Source organism: Metabacillus herbersteinensis (genome assembly GCF_042433335.1).
Taxonomy (GTDB): Bacteria; Bacillota; Bacilli; order Bacillales; family Bacillaceae; genus Metabacillus; species Metabacillus herbersteinensis.
In genome coordinates this window covers 299,316-317,444 of the sequence record NZ_JBHLVO010000002.1, presented here as the reverse complement: position 1 = coordinate 317,444, position 18,129 = coordinate 299,316, and the positions used below count along the sequence as shown (strand labels likewise).

At 36.2% G+C, this 18,129-nt stretch carries 22 protein-coding genes; 8 read left to right on the top strand and 14 right to left on the bottom strand.

Annotated elements, in window-relative coordinates:
• The first annotated feature begins 123 nt into the window (after window positions 1–123).
• The gene (locus ACFFIX_RS04585) at window positions 124–873 is read left to right on the top strand and encodes a sulfite exporter TauE/SafE family protein (protein ID WP_378930983.1); all 750 of its coding nucleotides are present in this window, start codon (window positions 124–126) and stop codon (window positions 871–873) included.
• Window positions 870–1,232 carry a VOC family protein gene (locus ACFFIX_RS04580; RefSeq protein WP_378930981.1) on the top strand — a complete coding sequence of 121 codons (363 nt, stop codon included), beginning with the start codon at window positions 870–872 and terminating at the stop codon, window positions 1,230–1,232. Before ACFFIX_RS04585 ends, ACFFIX_RS04580 begins: the two co-directional genes overlap by 4 nt.
• A gap of 34 nt (window positions 1,233–1,266) precedes the next feature.
• Here ACFFIX_RS04580 and ACFFIX_RS04575 read toward each other — a convergent pair whose 3' ends face one another.
• From ACFFIX_RS04575 to ACFFIX_RS04550, 6 genes are all read right to left on the bottom strand, one after another.
• Complete coding sequence (locus tag ACFFIX_RS04575) at window positions 1,267–2,694, bottom strand: MDR family MFS transporter (protein WP_378931178.1); 1,428 nt, start codon at window positions 2,692–2,694, stop codon at window positions 1,267–1,269.
• Between the two features lie 172 nt (window positions 2,695–2,866).
• Entirely contained in the window at window positions 2,867–3,310 is a 444-nt protein-coding gene (cbpB, locus tag ACFFIX_RS04570; protein ID WP_378930979.1) for a cyclic-di-AMP-binding protein CbpB, read from the bottom strand.
• A gap of 172 nt (window positions 3,311–3,482) precedes the next feature.
• Window positions 3,483–3,677: an antirepressor AbbA gene (abbA, locus tag ACFFIX_RS04565; RefSeq protein ID WP_378930977.1), complete on the bottom strand. Its 195-nt coding sequence runs from the start codon at window positions 3,675–3,677 to the stop codon at window positions 3,483–3,485.
• Between the two features lie 118 nt (window positions 3,678–3,795).
• Window positions 3,796–4,314, bottom strand: a complete 519-nt coding sequence (locus ACFFIX_RS04560) for a ribonuclease H-like YkuK family protein (RefSeq protein WP_378930975.1) — start codon at window positions 4,312–4,314, stop codon at window positions 3,796–3,798.
• Window positions 4,315–4,495: 181 nt separating this feature from the next.
• Window positions 4,496–4,645, bottom strand: a complete 150-nt coding sequence (locus tag ACFFIX_RS04555) for a hypothetical protein (RefSeq protein ID WP_378930972.1) — start codon at window positions 4,643–4,645, stop codon at window positions 4,496–4,498.
• Between the two features lie 9 nt (window positions 4,646–4,654).
• The gene (locus ACFFIX_RS04550; protein ID WP_378930970.1) at window positions 4,655–4,897 is read right to left on the bottom strand and encodes a YkuJ family protein; all 243 of its coding nucleotides are present in this window, start codon (window positions 4,895–4,897) and stop codon (window positions 4,655–4,657) included.
• Window positions 4,898–5,101: 204 nt separating this feature from the next.
• On the opposite strand from ACFFIX_RS04550, the gene ACFFIX_RS04545 reads away from it, so the two are divergent.
• The 4 genes from ACFFIX_RS04545 (at window position 5,102) to ACFFIX_RS04530 (ending at window position 7,776) form a co-directional block, all read left to right on the top strand.
• Window positions 5,102–6,082: an MBL fold metallo-hydrolase gene (locus ACFFIX_RS04545; RefSeq protein WP_378930966.1), complete on the top strand. Its 981-nt coding sequence runs from the start codon at window positions 5,102–5,104 to the stop codon at window positions 6,080–6,082.
• Between the two features lie 158 nt (window positions 6,083–6,240).
• A complete protein-coding gene (locus ACFFIX_RS04540; RefSeq protein WP_378930964.1) occupies window positions 6,241–6,483 on the top strand; it encodes a glutaredoxin family protein in 243 nt (80 codons plus the stop codon).
• A gap of 115 nt (window positions 6,484–6,598) precedes the next feature.
• Complete coding sequence (locus ACFFIX_RS04535) at window positions 6,599–6,811, top strand: YuzF family protein (protein WP_378930962.1); 213 nt, start codon at window positions 6,599–6,601, stop codon at window positions 6,809–6,811.
• A 74-nt stretch (window positions 6,812–6,885) separates the two neighbouring features.
• Window positions 6,886–7,776: a manganese catalase family protein gene (locus ACFFIX_RS04530; RefSeq protein ID WP_378930960.1), complete on the top strand. Its 891-nt coding sequence runs from the start codon at window positions 6,886–6,888 to the stop codon at window positions 7,774–7,776.
• Between the two features lie 192 nt (window positions 7,777–7,968).
• Here the strand turns inward: ACFFIX_RS04530 and ACFFIX_RS04525 are convergent, their stop codons facing one another.
• The 4 genes from ACFFIX_RS04525 to fadH form a co-directional block, all read right to left on the bottom strand.
• Window positions 7,969–8,697 (bottom strand): DUF3993 domain-containing protein, encoded by a 729-nt coding sequence (locus ACFFIX_RS04525; RefSeq protein WP_378930958.1) that lies wholly within the window; start codon window positions 8,695–8,697, stop codon window positions 7,969–7,971.
• Between the two features lie 257 nt (window positions 8,698–8,954).
• Window positions 8,955–9,191: a hypothetical protein gene (locus tag ACFFIX_RS04520; protein ID WP_378930955.1), complete on the bottom strand. Its 237-nt coding sequence runs from the start codon at window positions 9,189–9,191 to the stop codon at window positions 8,955–8,957.
• 65 nt (window positions 9,192–9,256) lie between these two features.
• Window positions 9,257–10,471: an EAL-associated domain-containing protein gene (locus ACFFIX_RS04515; RefSeq protein ID WP_378930953.1), complete on the bottom strand. Its 1,215-nt coding sequence runs from the start codon at window positions 10,469–10,471 to the stop codon at window positions 9,257–9,259.
• Window positions 10,472–10,683: 212 nt separating this feature from the next.
• Window positions 10,684–11,448 carry a 2,4-dienoyl-CoA reductase gene (gene fadH, locus ACFFIX_RS04510; protein ID WP_378930951.1) on the bottom strand — a complete coding sequence of 255 codons (765 nt, stop codon included), beginning with the start codon at window positions 11,446–11,448 and terminating at the stop codon, window positions 10,684–10,686.
• Between the two features lie 212 nt (window positions 11,449–11,660).
• Here fadH and ACFFIX_RS04505 point away from each other — a divergent pair, with 212 nt between their 5' ends.
• A complete protein-coding gene (locus tag ACFFIX_RS04505; RefSeq protein ID WP_378930949.1) occupies window positions 11,661–12,524 on the top strand; it encodes a metallophosphoesterase in 864 nt (287 codons plus the stop codon).
• Window positions 12,525–12,597: 73 nt separating this feature from the next.
• Here ACFFIX_RS04505 and ACFFIX_RS04500 read toward each other — a convergent pair whose 3' ends face one another.
• From ACFFIX_RS04500 to ACFFIX_RS04490, 3 genes are all read right to left on the bottom strand, one after another.
• Window positions 12,598–14,694 carry an EAL domain-containing protein gene (locus tag ACFFIX_RS04500; RefSeq protein WP_378930947.1) on the bottom strand — a complete coding sequence of 699 codons (2,097 nt, stop codon included), beginning with the start codon at window positions 14,692–14,694 and terminating at the stop codon, window positions 12,598–12,600.
• 68 nt (window positions 14,695–14,762) lie between these two features.
• Window positions 14,763–15,113: a fluoride efflux transporter CrcB gene (gene crcB, locus ACFFIX_RS04495; protein ID WP_378930945.1), complete on the bottom strand. Its 351-nt coding sequence runs from the start codon at window positions 15,111–15,113 to the stop codon at window positions 14,763–14,765.
• Window positions 15,110–15,481 (bottom strand): fluoride efflux transporter FluC, encoded by a 372-nt coding sequence (locus ACFFIX_RS04490; RefSeq protein ID WP_378931176.1) that lies wholly within the window; start codon window positions 15,479–15,481, stop codon window positions 15,110–15,112. The genes crcB and ACFFIX_RS04490 overlap by 4 nt, the downstream gene beginning before the upstream one ends.
• A 173-nt stretch (window positions 15,482–15,654) precedes the next feature.
• Here ACFFIX_RS04490 and ACFFIX_RS04485 point away from each other — a divergent pair, with 173 nt between their 5' ends.
• Window positions 15,655–15,843 carry a hypothetical protein gene (locus tag ACFFIX_RS04485; protein ID WP_378930943.1) on the top strand — a complete coding sequence of 63 codons (189 nt, stop codon included), beginning with the start codon at window positions 15,655–15,657 and terminating at the stop codon, window positions 15,841–15,843.
• A gap of 73 nt (window positions 15,844–15,916) precedes the next feature.
• On the opposite strand, the gene ACFFIX_RS04480 is transcribed toward ACFFIX_RS04485, so the two are convergent.
• Complete coding sequence (locus tag ACFFIX_RS04480; protein WP_378930941.1) at window positions 15,917–18,028, bottom strand: RNA degradosome polyphosphate kinase; 2,112 nt, start codon at window positions 18,026–18,028, stop codon at window positions 15,917–15,919.
• Window positions 18,029–18,129 lie beyond the last annotated feature (101 nt).

Genomic DNA, 18,129 nt, shown 5'->3' with positions numbered 1-18,129 from the left:
CCACCCTGTTTTGCAATAAGTTTTACTTATAGTATAAGCTACTTTTTTATTAATTTCATTATCATTCTTAAAGTCGTATAGTTTAAATAAGGTGTAAGAGACATGAGTAGATGAGGTGAATAGATGGAGTGGGTCATTTTTATGATAGGTTTTGTAGCAACGTTTGTAGGTACACTTGCGGGGAGTGGCGGCATTATTAGTATGCCTGCTCTTATGCTAACTGGAGTTCCGATACACAATATCATTGCAGCGAATAAATTTTCGAATACCATTAGTTCTTTTTCTAGCTTTTACGTTCTTTTGAAAGGAAAGCAAATACGGGTAAAAGATGCATTGATCATCCTACCTTTTCCGTTACTCGGTGGGTTGACTGGGGCACTCATTGCAACTAGTTTATCAGAAAAAACAATGACGATCATCGCTCTAATTCTGTTACTCTTTGCATTGCTATTAAATTTCCTAAACAAACCCGTACAAAAAGAGGATCACCTAGAAAAAACGCCTAAAAAGCTGTTTCCCCTTTTGTACGGAATTGGTGCTTATGATGGAATGTTTGGTCCTGGGCAAGGCACTTTATTAATGATTGTTTATATGAAACAAGGATATTCTTATCTAAAGTCGGTCGGGTTTACAAGATTTCAAACATTTGTTAGCTGCTTTGGAGCAACCTCGTTGTACTTGTTTCAGGATGTTATCAAGTGGGATGTCACAATAAGCCTTGCCGCGGGTTCCCTTCTCGGAGCTCAAATATCAGTAAGTGTTGCAAAAAAAATTAAACTAAATCAAGCCATTTGGATCATTCGAACGGTTACGATCTTACTAATTTTACAATTGGTCTATTCTTTATTTTCAGGAGGAGGAATTAGCAAATGACCATTACTATTTTAAAACTAGATCATATCCAGCTTTGTGTTCCAATCGGTGAAGAACCAATGGCTCGCCAATTTTATTTAAATATATTGAAGTTCCAAGAAATCGAAAAACCGGAAAGCTTAAAAAGCAATGGAGGATTTTGGTGTCAAGCAGGTGATGTCCAGTTGCATATTGGTGTTGAGAAAATGCAGGAGACGTTGAGTAAACGACATCCAGCCTTCCTCGTTGAAAATGTAGCCATTACTAGAACCTACTTAGAAAATCACGCCGTGAAAACACAAGATGAAAAGCCGGTCCCCGGAGTAAAGCGATTTTCATGCTTTGATCCGTTTAATAACCGAATTGAGTTTCTTGAGTAAACAAAATAAAAACCGCAAATAATTCTGCGGTTACTCAATATTCTTTCTTCGGAAGAAAAAAGATCAACATAAAACTTACAATCGCAAATGCAAAAACAACCCAATACACGCTGTTCAATGCAAACGTTAATCCATCTTGAAGAATTACTTTTGCCTCTTCTGTTAATCCACTTCGCTTGGATTGATCAAGGAGTGTGGTTGTGGAGTCAATATTTAGTTCTCCTTCCACTCCTTTGCTTTCGAGATAATTGATTAGTCTTGTATTTAAAACACCACCAAGTAGCGCAGCGCCAATTGTGCTTCCTAGCGTTCTCATAAACATGTTTGTTGCAGTCGCTACCCCTCTAATTTGCCATGACACTGTACTTTGAATCGATACAATAAAAGAGGTCGTCGTCATTCCCATCCCAATTCCAACGATAAAGGAACCGAATGCCGCCCAAATTGGACCATCATCAGGTGAAAGAGTTAAGAAAATTGTACTCCCTGCAACAAGGGCAACCCCTCCTATCAAAGAGGTTGTTCGAAACCCAATCTTCAGTAGTAATCGTCCTGAAATGATCGCAGCAATTGGCCATCCTATTGACATGGTAGTTAAAGCAAACCCAGCTACAATTGGTTTTTGTTCCATCACACCTTGGACGAAGGTTGGTAAAAATGTCGAGATCCCAATCAGCATAACGCCTGTTGAGAGTGAAGTTAGATTAGCAATTAAGATCGACCGTTCTTTCCAAAGATAAAATGGCATCATCGGTTCACTCACTTTTCTTTCATATAATATAAAAGAAAAGAATGAAAAAAACGTTACCGCTGACAATCCGAGAATTGCTGCCGAGTTCCAAGCCCAATGTACGCCACCCTCAACCAAGATCACCATTAAAGAACTAATAGATAAAAATAGTAAAGCAGCTCCACCGTAGTCAATTTGTTGCTTTTTCCTTGTGATTCCTTCATGTAAAAACAGGGATAACCCGATGATTGCTAATATACCTAAAGGAATATTGATCCAAAAAATAAAACGCCAGCTTACAAATTCTACTAACAATCCACCGATTGCAGGTCCCATTATCGCTGAAATACCCCAGACAGATGACAGATAACCCTGTATTTTTGCTCGTTCTTCTTTTGTGTAGATATCGCCAACGATTGTTGAAGCAATTGGCATGACGGCTCCCGCTCCAAATCCTTGTACGAATCTAGCGGCTATGAGCATTTCCATTGAGGATGCAAGTCCACATAATAGAGAGCCGATTAAAAAAATAACGATCCCTACCATTAAGACGGGCTTTCTGCCAAACAAGTCAGATAGTTTTCCGTAAATAAGAACGGTCACTGCGTTCATCAATAAATAAGATGAAAAAATCCAGCTGTATAGAGAGAAACCTCCAAGTTCAGAAACAATTGCAGGCATGGCAGTCGAAACAATCGTTGCTTCAATGGCTGCCATAAACATCGCAAGCATCACTGTTGCTAAAACAAGGGGACGTTTTGATTTGTTCTCTGATTGTTGTAATTTAAATGTTTCTTTTTCAATAACGGCTTGACTCAACTGCTCTCCCCCTCTATATTTTCATGTAAGAAAAACGATGTAAGTGACATCAGCTTTCATGTCGCTTACATCGCTCGAATTCGGTTTATTTCTTGATCTTTTCAATATTCTTTTTTAGTTGTTTTAAAATAGCTCTTCGTGTAAAGATTCCTTCGAAAACTTCTTCTTCATTTTGTACGCAGACAAAAGCATGATCAATTAAAAGCTCCAATCCTCTTTCAATCGAATCATTTAGGTACAATCTTGGAATTCCAGAATTCATTACTTCTTCGACTTTCATTTTCTCAAGCTTTTCAAATTCAATTCGCTCTAGTCCTAAAATGGAATCCATAATCGTGTTTGTTCCAATTAATCCATGCAATCTATATTTAGGATCTAGGACAGGAATTGCAGTATAGCCAGCTTTTGTTAAAACCAGCAATGCATGCTCTAAGTTATTGCCGACTTGAACATGTGCAACCTTGTCAGCTGGTATCAATAAGTCTTTTATTGGAGTATCCATTAATTCTTCTGCTTGAACACTAAACATTGTAGTTCTTCCTCTCTAAAAAAACTCTAGACTAAGCATTACTACCCTTATAAAGAGGTCTTAAAACATCCTATGCCATCATATCACAAAAACTATCTCAATACTTTGTAAGCGCATCATTTCTAGTCATAAAAAAACGACACTCCTATTTCATGGAGCATCGGTTTATGTATTAAGAACCTTCAAATCTTATTTGATCATACAAAGAAAGTAGTCTTTGATAGGTTGTATCATCGGTCATTTTACTTCCACTTTCGATGTCATTTAATTCACTGCTTATTAGTTCCAGTGCATATTGATGGTCAAGTAATAATTCTATTAATAACTTTTGATCATCAATTGATAATTGTTCAACTGCTAAGCCCATCTCTTCGCCCCCTGTTGTACAAGATACATTTCAAGCATAATCAATCTTCCAGATCTTAGTCAACCGCAAGTTTCGACAAGTTAACCTGGAAAAAGAATCTCATAATACGATGCATTTTTCATTTCGTGTATCGATTGGCATAGCTAAATGCTGTATAAGAATCTGGCTTTATTTTTGCTTCAATACCCATTGCATGGAAACGACCTGTCATTTCGTGGATTAATTCCTTTGTAACACCGCGTCTCCCAATATCTAAGTGAACCTCAAAACTCAAGTCAGCGCCTTCGTCTGAATAGGGAATTAATAGGTCTGAAAGCTCAGTTAAATAGTGTGATATAAAATAATAGGCTACTTCTTGACTAAATGCAGTTTCCATCGAAATTTTTTCACGCAGACTCATGATTGGGCGTTTTACATTGTGGTTCTTTAAGCATCCCCATGCACCTTTTCCCACTCGGTGGATGTGGATTGCGGTTATAAATTTTGTGTATTGTTGATGAACATGTGAATCTGTACCAATCGATAATACGTACTCTGTACGCGGATCTCTAAGCATGAACTCCTTTAACCGCTGTATCACGACTAATAACGACATTTGACTTTCAGAGACATTATAAAAGGTGAAAGACTCGCTCATGTTTCATCTCCCCAGAATAAATGATGAACTCTCCCGCTATAAACACTATATGTTTGTTCACTACCCATTTATGTAAATTTCCCATGCTTAGTATCAGTTCTAACCACGAACTCTATTTTTTATAACAAATCAAGTCTGCAAAAGAGGACAAAAAAAGCCATACCGATAGCTGGCATGACTCTTAACCTTTACTTGTTATAATATTTTTGATTTTCTCTTCGCAATACAAACAAGTAAAGATTACATTTTGGTTAGACTGGGCAGTTAACGTTTGCTCGAGTGACTGTTGTTCTAAACAGTTTGGACAGATGACTGAAGGTATTTTACGCATGTGATCCTCCTATGCTTGGAGTAAATCAAAAATCTCAATCGCAATCATGTCGATGTTATCGAATTGATACGTTTGTGGTTTGTCAGCTTTTAGATAAACTTCTAGCTCATACGTGCTGCTCTTTTCAAAGTACTTTACGCTACAGATTTTTTCTCCGTCTACCTCAAAAAAACGTTGAAACGGTTCGTTTGAAGAAGTTGAAGTTTCTTGTAGACTTTGTAGTCTAGTTATAATGCCTGATAGTTGTGACATTCGTGATCCCCCTTCCGGAAGAGTTAAATTTTAACTAATTCCCGCAGATTTTATTGTGTGCTTACACTTACATTCTATCCAAAAAAGCATCGCTACTCAACAATCAGAATATTCAAGATTAATACCTTTACTTTGCACTATCCCAATTTTACAATATGTATAGGTGATATTACAAAAAAAACAACATGCAAAGGGGTAATTTTATTGGCATTCATAGAAAAACTTGATGAAAGATTAACGATCATTGATAGTTTAGATTTAGGTATGCGCGGTCGTACCAGTACATATGTCCTTCAAGATGAGAAAATTGCCCTATTTGAACCTTCAGCTAGTCCATCCATTCCTCATATTCTTGAGGGTTTAAAAGAGTTATCCATACCTCTTGAGAAAATAGACTTTATTATTGTAACACATATTCATTTAGATCATGCCGGTGGAGCAGGATTACTTCTAGAAAAATGTCCAAATGCCTATTTAGTTGTTCATCCAAAAGGGGCAAAACACTTAATCGATCCCTCCCGTTTAATTGCTGGTGCGCAGGCGGTATATGGAAGTGAGTTCAATCGATTATTTGACCCAATCATACCTATTCCTGAGAATCGTCTTCTCATTATGGAGAACGCTGATACGCTGAAACTGAGTGACACATGCACGCTAACGTTTTATGATTCACCTGGACATGCCAACCATCACTTTAGTATCCATGATTCAGTGAGTAATGGGATTTTCACAGGCGACGCAATCGGTATATTTTATCAGGAACTCCTTGAAGATGGTCTCGAATTTTATCTCCCATCTACTTCTCCAAATCAATTTAATCCAGAAGCGATGCTTAAATCTGCACAAATGATTGAAAAATTAGCCGTTGAAAAAATTTATTATAGTCATTTTGGTGTTAGTAGTAATCCCAATCAGGCTCTATCGGCACTCAGAAAGTGGTTGCCAGTCTTTTTAGATGCAGCAGAGAGAGGCCTTCTTCTAGAGAACGATAAAGAAAATGTAACTGCATTAGCTCACTCTGTTCAAAATGAACTCCAAAAAAGTGTGTTTAAAGCTTTAGATCAGCAAAACATTTCTAAAACTCACTCTGTTTATGATATTCTAAAACTTGACTTGTCCGTGTGTGCGATGGGACTTGTTGATTATCTAGAAAAGCGCAAGCGCCTTAAACAGCCTAAGGCATAGCATAAGGCGATTATAAATAGAAGGCGTTCTTTGCCTTCAATTTATAATTGACTTATGACCTCGAGGGGCTAGGCGCTGGAGCTAGACACGAAAACTCCGTTTAAAGCTAATACTTTCTCCTTCTTTAAAGAAAAGTCGAGTACACTAAGGAGCACTATATGAATAAATCTGTAATCATCTATACACAACCAGAATGTCCACCTTGTAAGATTGTCAAACAATTTCTAAATCATCATCAAGTTCCTTTTCAAGAAGTTGATATTACGAAAAATGAGCAAGCACGTAACAAGCTTATTCACGAGATAAAGTCTTCCTCAACGCCTACAGTGACTGTTGATAGTGAGGTCGTTGCAGGATTCGATTTAGCCCGTTTGGAAAAATTATTAGAGTTACACTCTTAATGTATTTAGCCAATTCTTATTAAATAAGAATTGGCTTTATTTAGTTAAATAGACAAATACCCACTTAATTAAGCATATAATCCAAAATGTAATAACATAAAAGGAGTGGAGAAGAATGAACAATAGTGAATGGAATCTAAGCGATCCGTACGTCTACCAAACTCTAATGTCTGTTGTTAACCAACCAATTAGTGTCCAAACAACACGCGGCCAGGTAAGAGGAAAATTAACAGATGTAACTCCTGATCATATTGTTGTCGAAATGGGCGGAAATTCTTTTTATATTCGAACACAACAAATTATCTGGGTTGTCCCAAATCCAAAGTAGTGGAAGTTTTAATTTGAATTTCGACATAACCATTATGGCACGGAAAACCTAATGATATCGGAGGAACTTAAATTATGATAAAACGGGTAAATAGGATACAAATTGAACTTCCAAGACCAGATCATGGTGATATGAATGCTGCCTCAGTTGTCCAGGAATTAATGGGTGGTAAATTCGGTGAAATGTCTACATTAAACAACTACATGTTTCAATCCTTTAACTTTCGTGGTAAGAAAAAGTTAAAGCCATTTTATAATTTAGTTGCTAGTATAACCGCTGAGGAATTCGGACATGTCGAGCTTGTGGCAAATACGATCAATCTTTTATCCTTTGGAAACACCTCTCCAGGTGATCCGGATACCGCACCACTACAAAATGCAAAAGATGCAAGATATTCTCTTCACTTTACGACAACCGCTCAAACAGCTTATCCTGGCGATGGAATGGGAAGACCTTGGAATGGAGAATACGTAAACAACAGTGGAGTTTTAGTGGCTGATCTTTTAGCAAATTATTTATTGGAGATTGGTGCTCGTACACATAAAATGAGAGTCTATGAAATGACAGTTAATCCTGTAGCAAGAACATTATGTGGATACCTATTGGTTCGTGGTGGTACGCACATTATTGCTTATGCTAAAGCCCTCGAAGTTGCGACAGGTGTTGATGTGGGTAAAATGCTTCCTGTACCAAGCTTGGACAATAGTAAATTTGATTATGCTAAAAAATTCATTGACCAAGGTCTAGCCAATGTACTATATACATGGGGTGAACCGGAATATAAAGATATAAATCAGATTTGGAAAGGACAAAATCCTGAAACCGGGGAGCAATTAAAGGTTATTGACGGTCTGCCAGAAGGAGCACCTGTCCCAGATTTTGAAGAAAAGCCCGAAGAATTTGCACCAGGAATTGATCGAGATGATTATGAACGAATTTTAAAAAGACTGAAGGCAAATATGTGATGCAGCGATTCGGTGCTTATCTTTTTCCAAAAATGAGCTTGGCTTAATGCCAAGCTCATTTTACATTCTATATATATAGGGTTTTGGAAAATCGAGCATTTATTGACTAAGCTTGTTTTTGTTTATTTACTAGGGGGTAAACAAACAAGCGCTCCTATTCTAGTGACTATTAGGTTAAAACCACCTCCCTGATCAATGACCACCGAGCAATTTTTGTGTAGTGAAATAAAATGGTGAAAATGTTTTTAATAAAAAATGCACATCTTTTGCTCCATTGAATGAGATAGCATTTATTGAAGATTGCAGCGGTGTAAATGCTATCGTTTCTGCGCTTTTCGTTGCAACTAAATGCTCATCTTTAATAGAGGCTGAATCCTTTTCTTGCACAGTTGATTCTTTTTCATTTTTTTCAGGCTCTACTGTTCCTTTTTCTGGCTCCGTTTTCGCTTCATGAATTGAATCTATTTTCCAGTGACCATCAAATAGTTTTAGATTAACCACTTGATAATGATCATCATAGGTGACGGGACCTTCAGATGAACCTTTGAAGAATTGATAAACGGTTATCATATCTTCACTATAAATTACCTTGGTGTACTCATTATAATCAAAGAAAGGGATCGTGTGTTGTGGAAAATCAGTTGCATACGCAATGTATCCACCTTCAAATTCATGAACATTTGCATCTACGTATTTTACAATTAAGCTTTCCGAAAAGTACTGTGAAAGAATCGTTGAAATATCATCTAGTGTTCTTTCCTTTTCAGTCAGTGACACTTGAACATCAAATGCGTCTTGTAGAAGTGCAAATGTCTCTTCATCTGACGGTTTCTTAACCTCTGCAGCTGAAATCTCATTGCTTAATCCAAAAAATATCAATAGGATTATTATATGGCTTGAGATTAACTTCCATTGCTTCACACTACTCACCCTTTCAATTTTTACTAGATAATTTGGACATGCTAGGTATATCTATTTTACCAATACCTTGCAGACCAAAGTTAAACAACCATTCGCAAAATAACTTGCTATTCTGACAACAAATATCTACATTCTTCTATACCCTATCCGACGTTTGACTAACGTCAGTTGTTTCAATTTTTACTAGAAATTAATAAAAATCCTACAATAGTCTAATCAATAGACATAAGAAAAACAGCGGTTAAATTCCGCTGCTATCAAGAGGTTGAATAGGCCATGTAAAAAATAAACGCTAGAACAAGCATTGCACCAATCAAATAAGCTAAGAAAATTGGGTTGCGAAGATATGGGTGCTCTTGTACTTTCTCATTGATTTGTGTATCAAGTTCACTTTTTCTAGAAGTTGCTAGCTTCCCAACCTTAAAAGTGTAAATTAAACTGGTTGCTAAAATTAGTAAGACAATCACCACAAGAACACTAACTAATGTACTCAAATTGCCCACCCCTTTTTTACATAGCATGAGTCAAGAAAAGGGGAAATATGCTTAAGTTTTTACGATTATAATAAGCCCTCTTGTTCATATAGGTAGGAGTACGGCAAATCGATAAACAAATAGTGGTTTTGATTGAGTGGATATGAAAATGTTCTAATTAGTTCTCCTGTTTCAATGTCCATATAAAGATCGCTAAGGAAACCTTTCTTATCATAGCGCATTTTCATCATATTTTCTAAAAAGTAAGGTCTCCAGCTCCAATTTTTCAACATGTATTCAGGTTGAAATTCCCAGTGTTCCTTTTTTATAATATTACCACTTTGTTGGAACCCATCTTCATCACAAATATAAATTCTGAAGCAACAGTCATCTAATGCTATAGCCAATTCCTCAATAATCTCATTAAATTCTTGATGTTGTTTCATAACTTTACTTAATAATAAAGAAATCCGTTGATGAAACTTTTCAGAATGAGTATACAAGGTATGTAGCTTTCTTTTTTCAGCTACAATAAAGTGATGAAATTCCACCTTTAATTGTTCTTTTGATACATTTTCTTCAATGAAATTCTTGTCTGGTTTATGTAAATAATATCCTTGATAATAACGTCCACCGTTTTTCCAAGCATATTGTAGTTGAAAGCTTGCCTCGATGTCTTCATATAGCAGTGTTGCACCAATTTTTCGCGCTAATAAAGAAATGGAGTAGAGTACATCATAATAAGATTGTAAGGAAACAGTTGAGCGAAGTGGTTGTAGATCAATTTTTAAAATATCAGGTGACAGCATCCCAATACGATCTAAGTTGCTACTATCTTTGCCAATATTATCTACAGCAATTTTTATTCCATATGTTCGATAGTAGGTTAACAAATGATGAAGTTGTTCTAAATCCCCTCTAAAATTATGTTCAGTTATTTCTAAAACGATTCGGTTTAAATCTAAGCCTAACGACTGCTTCTCCTGTAGCAAGCTTAAAAAGCTTTCACCGTGATCTCGCATTAATAAGTTAGCATCACGATTAATAAAAATTAGGGCTTCATTTTGAATTTTAAGAACGTCATCCAAAGCGTGAGTAACTAAGAGATCGTCAACTTCAATTCGGTATTCATCTGGAATACCCTCATCATGAAAAAATTGGCCTAAACTTTTTACTTCATGCTCAAATTGAATTCTTCCCAAAACCTCATATCCGATTACTTTTTGTTCATCTGCACTAAAAATGGCCTGATAATAAGGGAGTACTTTATCTAAATTAGTCATTACATCCAACGGATCCATAGCTATTCCCTCACCTCTATCTGTCTTTAGTTTGTATGATTATATCATAAATTAGGGCTACTCTCGTTAGGACTTTAGTTTAAGCCTTCAGTTCATTTCCTTGGGTATTCTTTAGAGTTTTCACTATCATTACTCAATCTTTTAGGTTTTATGACTATAAAAAATCAACCTACAAAAAAGGAGTAGGCTGATTTTTTCTTTCTATTGATTTATTAAAAAGGATGCTGATTTAACCACTGTCCGCCATCCATTGTGACGCATTCTCCATTTATGTAGGCTGCATCTGTAGATAATAAGAATGTTGCAAGTGCGGCAATTTCTTCTGGTGTTCCTAATCTTCCTAGTGGAACGCTTTTTAATGTTCTTTTTGCAGCTTCTTCGGATTCCCAAAGTTTATCCGCTCCACCTGTTCTTTCGATTGGACCTGGCGCTATTGCATTTACACGAATTCCATATTTCCTTCCCCATTCGACTGCTAATGTTCGTGTCATTGAGAGAACACCCGCTTTAGCAGCAGCAGAATGAATAACGCCAGCACCTGCACCCCACGCATATGTCGCAACCATATTTAAGATTGCTCCTTTTTGTTGTTTACTTATCCAATACTTTCCAACAGCTGAACTGCAGTAGAATGTTCCATTTAAGACGATATCAATAACTGCGTTCCAGCCATTCGCAGACAATTTTTCTGCAGGAACAATAAAGTTACCTGCCGCATTGTTTATTAGCACGTCAATCTGTCCAAACTTTTCATCAGCAAATTGAACCATTGCCTCAACATGTGCATTTTCTCGCACATCCATTTGAAAAGGTAAAACCTGACCTTCATACGTTTGAATTTCCTTGACTGTTTCCTCAAGTTTTTCTAACGTTCTTCCTGTAATAATTACTCGTGCCCCATCAGCAGCAAATTTTTTTGCCATTCCTTTTCCCATTCCACTTGAACCGCCAGTTATAATGACCACTTTATCTTTCATCGTCCATCCCCCTTGTATCCAAAAATAGTCTTCTGTTAGCCTCAAATAATCTGCATATACATCTAAAAATGAATGACCATTCATATTTTAACACAAGTTTTCTATATTTTCTAACTTTTTATTCTAAAGTTGATTTCTCCTTTCAATAGAAGTATCGTTTGCAACCATGCTATACTAAAGAAAAGTTAAATTAGATTGGTTGGTACGAATTAATGAAAAAAAACTATACGAGAAGGTCCTTCTTAAAAGGTGTACTATCCTTTTCTTTTGCTAGTCTTTTAACCGCTTTTGGCGGATATACATATGCGAGATATATAGAACCAATAATGATTGATATAACACCTATTACGATTACAAACCCTAAAATCTCAAAGGCATTTGATGGACTAAAGATTGTACAATTTAGTGACACACATCTAAGTGACTTTTTTACGTTATCTCAGTTAGAAAAAGTCGTGGCTAAAATTAATAGCTTGCAACCAGATCTTCTTTTATTTACCGGCGATCTTATGGATGAACCTAATCAATATACAGAAATTCATCAGATTGTTCCGATTTTAAAGAAATTAAAAGCTCCCTTAGGTAAATTTGCTGTATACGGAAATCATGATCATGGTGGCTATGGAACAGACATCTATAAAAACGTAGTAAATTTGGCAGGATTTGATCTTTTAAAAAATGAAAAGAGGACTGTACCTCTGCTAGATGGTAGTGTTATTACGGTTGCAGGCATTGACGACCTTATGTTAGGAAAACCAGATTACGAACAAACACTTGCCAAGCTTGATGAGTCATTATTTACAATCCTCCTAGCACATGAGCCCGATGCTGCAGTGAATGCAAAAAATTATTCAGTTGATCTACAAGTATCAGGACATAGTCACGGCGGGCAAATTCAAATTCCCTTTTTCGGACCACTTATCACTCCGCCTTTTGCAACCATTTATACGGAGGGAATGTATTCAATAAATAATATGCAGCTTTATGTAAATCGAGGATTAGGAACAACGAGATTGCCGTTTCGTTTTTTATCGATGCCAGAAATTACCGTGTTCACACTAAAATCTAAACAATAAATGTATGAGGACTGGACTGTGTTTTAACTCAAAATAAACAACCCTTTTCCATTAGTTAGAAAAGGGTTCATCCTTACATAAAGTAATTTTCTTCAATTTCACTATGGCTAACCGGCTTACTAAAATAGTAGCCTTGTCCTTTTTGACAATTCATTTTTGTAAGAAATTCCAACTGTTCTTTTGTTTCAATTCCTTCTGCTACAACGGATAAACCGAGATTATGCGCTAAATGGAGGATCGTTGTGGTTATGGCTGCATCCTTTTGATCAGTCAACACATCGCGTATGAAAGATTGATCAATTTTTAAAGTGTCGATTGGAAACTGTTTTAGATACATTAAGGACGAAAAGCCTGTTCCAAAATCGTCTACAGAAATGGAGACACCCAAACACTTTAATCTTTTGATCATTGCAAGCGCTTCTTCTGCATTCTGAAGGGCACCCTCTGTAATTTCAAATTCAATTTGATTTGGATCGATTTCGTACGTTTCAAACAAGGACTCAATCATCTCAACAAGATGCGGTTGCTGAAATTGCTTAGCTGAAAGATTTATTGCGACAATTAGATCCTTGTAGCCTTTTTGATTCCACATGTAAATTTGTTTACATGCTTCTTCTATGACCCATTCACCGATCGGGATAATTAAGCCAGATTCTTCTGCAACAGGGATAAAGCGGACTGGAGAAACCGCTCCAAGGGTTGGATGATTCCACCTGAGCAACGCCTCAAAACTTACGGTTTTGCTCGATGATAAATCAATTTGCGGCTGATAAAATAAATTAAGTTCGTTGTTTTCAACCGCTCTTCTAAGACCTGTTTCAATCACTAATAAATCATTTGAATTTTTGTCCATCTCTTCACAATATAACTGAAAATGGCCGCGCCCTCTTTGTTTTACAACATAAAGGGCAGTATCAGCCTTGGTAATGAGACCTTCCTCTTCGGAGCTATCATTCGGGTAGATGCTAATTCCAATGCTTGGACTTATGAAATAAATTAATTCATTAAGATGAAAGGGATCTTTGAACAATTGAAGAATGGACCTCGCCATATCTTCTGCTAACTCGCGAGCTGTATTGATGAATAAAATAATGAATTCATCCCCACCCTGACGATATACATTATAATCAGGGTGATTCAACTGACGAAGCCGCTTCCCAACTTCCATTAGTAGCAGATCGCCAATATTATGACCTAGTGAATCATTCAACATTTTGAAACGATCAAGATCAATATACATTAAAGTGAGCGGCTGATTGTTCTCTTTAGCAAAATGGAGATTTTCCTTTAAATCTTTTTTTAATGCACTTCGATTATTAAGACCTGTTAACGCGTCATGGTAAGCCATGTGTTTAATAACAGCTTCTTGCCTTGCTTGTTCGGTAATATCTCGACCAATTAAAAACATACCTTCCACACAAGCATTAATGATAATAGGGATTGTCTTAAATTGAAGATGAAGCTCACGGTTATTTTTCATACATAAAATGGCTTCTCCATCAGCAGGTTGCCCATGAACAGATTTTTGAAATAAAGAACGAATACTTTGAAGATCTTCTTGTACAAACAAATCGAATATTGTTAGTTCAAAGATTCGATGTTCTTTGTTCTTGACAATTTCAAATGCTGTTGGGTTAACCGATAGGATCCGACCGTCTAAATCAAGAGAAAAAACAGCATCCATATTATGATCTACGATTGACTTATATCGCTGTTGGCTCTCGATTAGCTTACGTTTTTCCTGCATTCGCTCAGTAATATCTCGTGTAACAGAGATGATATATAGTACTTCATTATTATCATTTAGGATGGGTGTTAAAACAGATTCACCTACGACATAGGTATTTTTATCTATCTTAACTTTATCGTGGAAGGAGTATACTAGTTTCTTTTCGACAACGACAGAATATTGTTTTTCTAGATGATCAGCCGTTTCCTTTGGCATGACCATGTGAAGTTCTCTGCCAACGTAATCATCAGCTAACTTCGCATGAATTTTACCTTCTTCATTTACGAATAAATAAGTAAACTTCCTATTATTTTCAACTTTCATTAAGAAAACAAGATCTTTAATATGCATAAGAATGACGTTAAAGATAATTTTTTCGATTTCAGTAAGATTGCTGTCACTTTTGAAATCTTTTTTAATTGTGTCGATAAAGTTATACATAGAACCCTCATCCTACCTAAAATCTATTGTCCCTATAGTATCACATATTTCGACATAAAAAACACCTTTTACTGAATAATCATACTTCCAAATAAAAATGCAGAAACGCTACCAGCTATTGTTAAGAAAAGATAAGTCAACGAGTGCAGAAATCTCTTATTCTGCAAGAGTGTTACCGTTTCCATGCTAAAGGTTGAAAAGGTAGTAAATGCTCCAAAAAAACCAGTTGTAAGGAATAATGTCCAAGGATCATTTTCGTTTAAGATAGAAACAGTAAATCCCAAACAAAAACAACCTAGAACATTTATGAGTAAGATTGAAATGGGAAAGGCAAGTGATTGCGTTTTACTGGCAATCCATATACCTAATAAATACCTTGCGGCTGCACCGAGCCCACCACCAATAGCAACAAAAATCATTGCACCTCCCCCTTTTCAACTAAGAATTTTGAGCCGATTTTATACCCTGTATACGTTAATAAGAGCCCTCCACTTAAAGTAGCGAAGAGATAAATCAAGCTTTCTCCAAACATTGAGTTTACTAGTTCCATGCTAAAGGTAGACATTGTTGTAAATCCTCCACAAAATCCAGTTCCGAGCACAAGTTTCCACCGTTCCTTGTCATGTGAATAAAGGAAATAGCCTGTTAATAAGCCTAACAAAAAGCTTCCTAATAAATTAACACATAACGTTGGATACAAACTGTTTGATAGTAGCATGGAGAAAAAGTACCTCGACATAGAACCAGCCATACCACCAACAGCAACATATAGGGTATTTATATACATACGTTTCAATTAGTTTCTCCCTTCTTAGGCAAACAGGCTCAATTTGCAAAAAAAGTCCATATTATAATAAAAAATTAACTTGAGGGAATGTATTTCAGAGATATCCTAAATATTTCACCTAAATCTCCGTATTATCATTTCTCATTTCCCTTAATTAAAGGAGGTAATACCGTTTGAACGCGATTCATCATTATCAACCTGCACATTCAGATCAACGGTTTTTTCCATTTCTGCCATTCTTAGCCGGCTTAGCTGTTGGACCTTACATTTTCCGTCCTAGATGGTACTATCCATATCCTCCATACCCATACTATACTCCATATCCACCCTACCCTCCATATCCTTATTACTACGGGCGTTGAAAAACAAAAGAACGAATCCACTTGGACTCGTTCTTTTGTTATTTTATATAAATCAGAATAACTTTTTTACAGCTTACTCTTCGTCCTCTGCAACACGGTAGGCATTTCCATAAAGAATCATTTGACTGTCGATTTCAGGTTCATCAGATGTTCGATTTACATAATGATAAATGCCATGCTCATCTTGTTCTCTTGCTTTCATATTATCAGCTAGACTGATTAATAATATTTTATTTAGGCGGCTCTTGATGTTGCCTTCAAAGATTGGAAAGAGAATTTCGACTCGTTTTTCCATATTGCGAGTCATTAAATCAGCTGAGGATAGAAACATTTTACCTTCACCATTGTGGTGGAAATAATAAATCCGACTATGTTCTAAAAGTCTACCAACAATGCTTCTTACATTAATAGTTTCACTTACACCTTTTATGTTTGGACGTAAGCAGCAAGTACCTCGAACAATTAAGTCAATTTTAACACCTGCATTTGATGCTTCATAAAACTTTTTAATAATCATTTTATCTGTAAGAGAATTCATCTTCGCTATGATGCGGCCATTTCCATATTGTCGATGAAATTGTATCTCACTTTCAATTAGTGAAATAAAGTCTTTCCGGATATCGAATGGAGCGACTGAAAGGTGATGAAAGTCTGGTTTGTCAGTATAACCGCTTAAATAGTTAAAAAAGTTCGTGGCGTCAATCCCAAACTTTCGTTTCGATGTGATTAGCCCCATATCTGTATATATTTTCGCTGTTTGGTCGTTGTAATTTCCTGTTCCTAAATGAACAAACCGTTCAATTCGACCGTTTTTACGACGAACAACTAACGTAATTTTACTATGAGTTTTTAAGTAGGTCATTCCATAAATAACATGACAGCCTGCTTTTTCTAGTTCTTTCGCCCACTGAACATTGTTTTCTTCATCGAAGCGAGCTTTTAATTCGACAAGCACAGTTACTTGTTTGCCTTTTTCTGCAGCTCTTTTTAACGCATCAATGATAGGTGAGTCCCCACTAACTCGGTAAAGAGTTTGTTTAATGGCAAGTACATCTGGATCATCAGCAGCATCTGCAATAAAGTCAACGACTGGTTCAAAAGATTCGTATGGATGATGAAGAAAAACATCTTGTTCTGACACTTTGTCAAAAAGATTCTCATCAGTTGCAACATCCTTTGGCGGCTGCGGGATAAGTGCATCATATAGCAAATGCTCTTTATGGGAAGAAAGCTCTTTAAAAAAGCTAAATAAAAAGGTTAAATCTAGAGGTCCATCGATTTCATACACATCTTTTTCATGTATTTCTAGCTCTTCTAGCAAATATCGAAGAATGGTTTGATCAAATCCTTCTTTTTGGATCTCAAGCCTTACCGCAGCTCCCCATTTCCTCTTTTTTAACTCTTTTTCTATTTCTTTTAGTAAATCCCGTGCACCTTCTTCATGAATTGTCATATCAGCATTTCGCGTGATTCTAAATACTGATTTAGAGACAACTTTATAGCCTGTAAAAAGCTTATAAATAAAATGACTAATAACATCCTCTAGTAATAGATAATGAAGGGAGGAGTTGTGAGTTTCAATATGTACAAAGCGATCAAGAACTGCTGGAACTTGAACTAAAGCTGTTTTAAATCGACTTTCTCCAATTTCTTCATCATCTTCAAGGACAATGGCCAGATTTATACTTTTATTTAAAAGCATCGGAAATGGCCGATATGCATCAACAGCCATTGGAGTAAGAACTGGGAAAATATGTTCATCGAAATAGTCTTCAACCCAATTTAATTGTTTTTCATCTATGTCTTTTACTTTCAGGAGTTCTACATTCTCCTGTTGCAGACTTGGCAAAAGAATATCGTTGAATACTTTGTTTTGTTGCTCAACTAGTTGATGGTTTTTAATTGCAATTTCTGATAATTGCTGTTTAGGAGTCAGACCTGCTTTATTTTCAGGCTTGTTATATTTCACTTTTACCTGATCTTTTAAACCTGCAACCCTGACCATAAAAAACTCATCTAAATTCGAACTAAAGATCGATAAGAACTTTAATCTTTCAAGTAAAGGGTTTCGATCATCTAAGGCTTCTTCAAGAACGCGTTCATTGAAAGCGAGCCAGCTAAGTTCTCTGTTGTTGTAATATAATGGGCTATTCAGCTCAGGTCTTTTTTTACTGGTTGTCGTCATGTACTCGCCACCCTTTTAATCGACAAATTACACACCTTACACATCTGTTATGATAGCACTAGTTAAGAAATACTTTGTAAATTAATTGTAAAGATTATTTA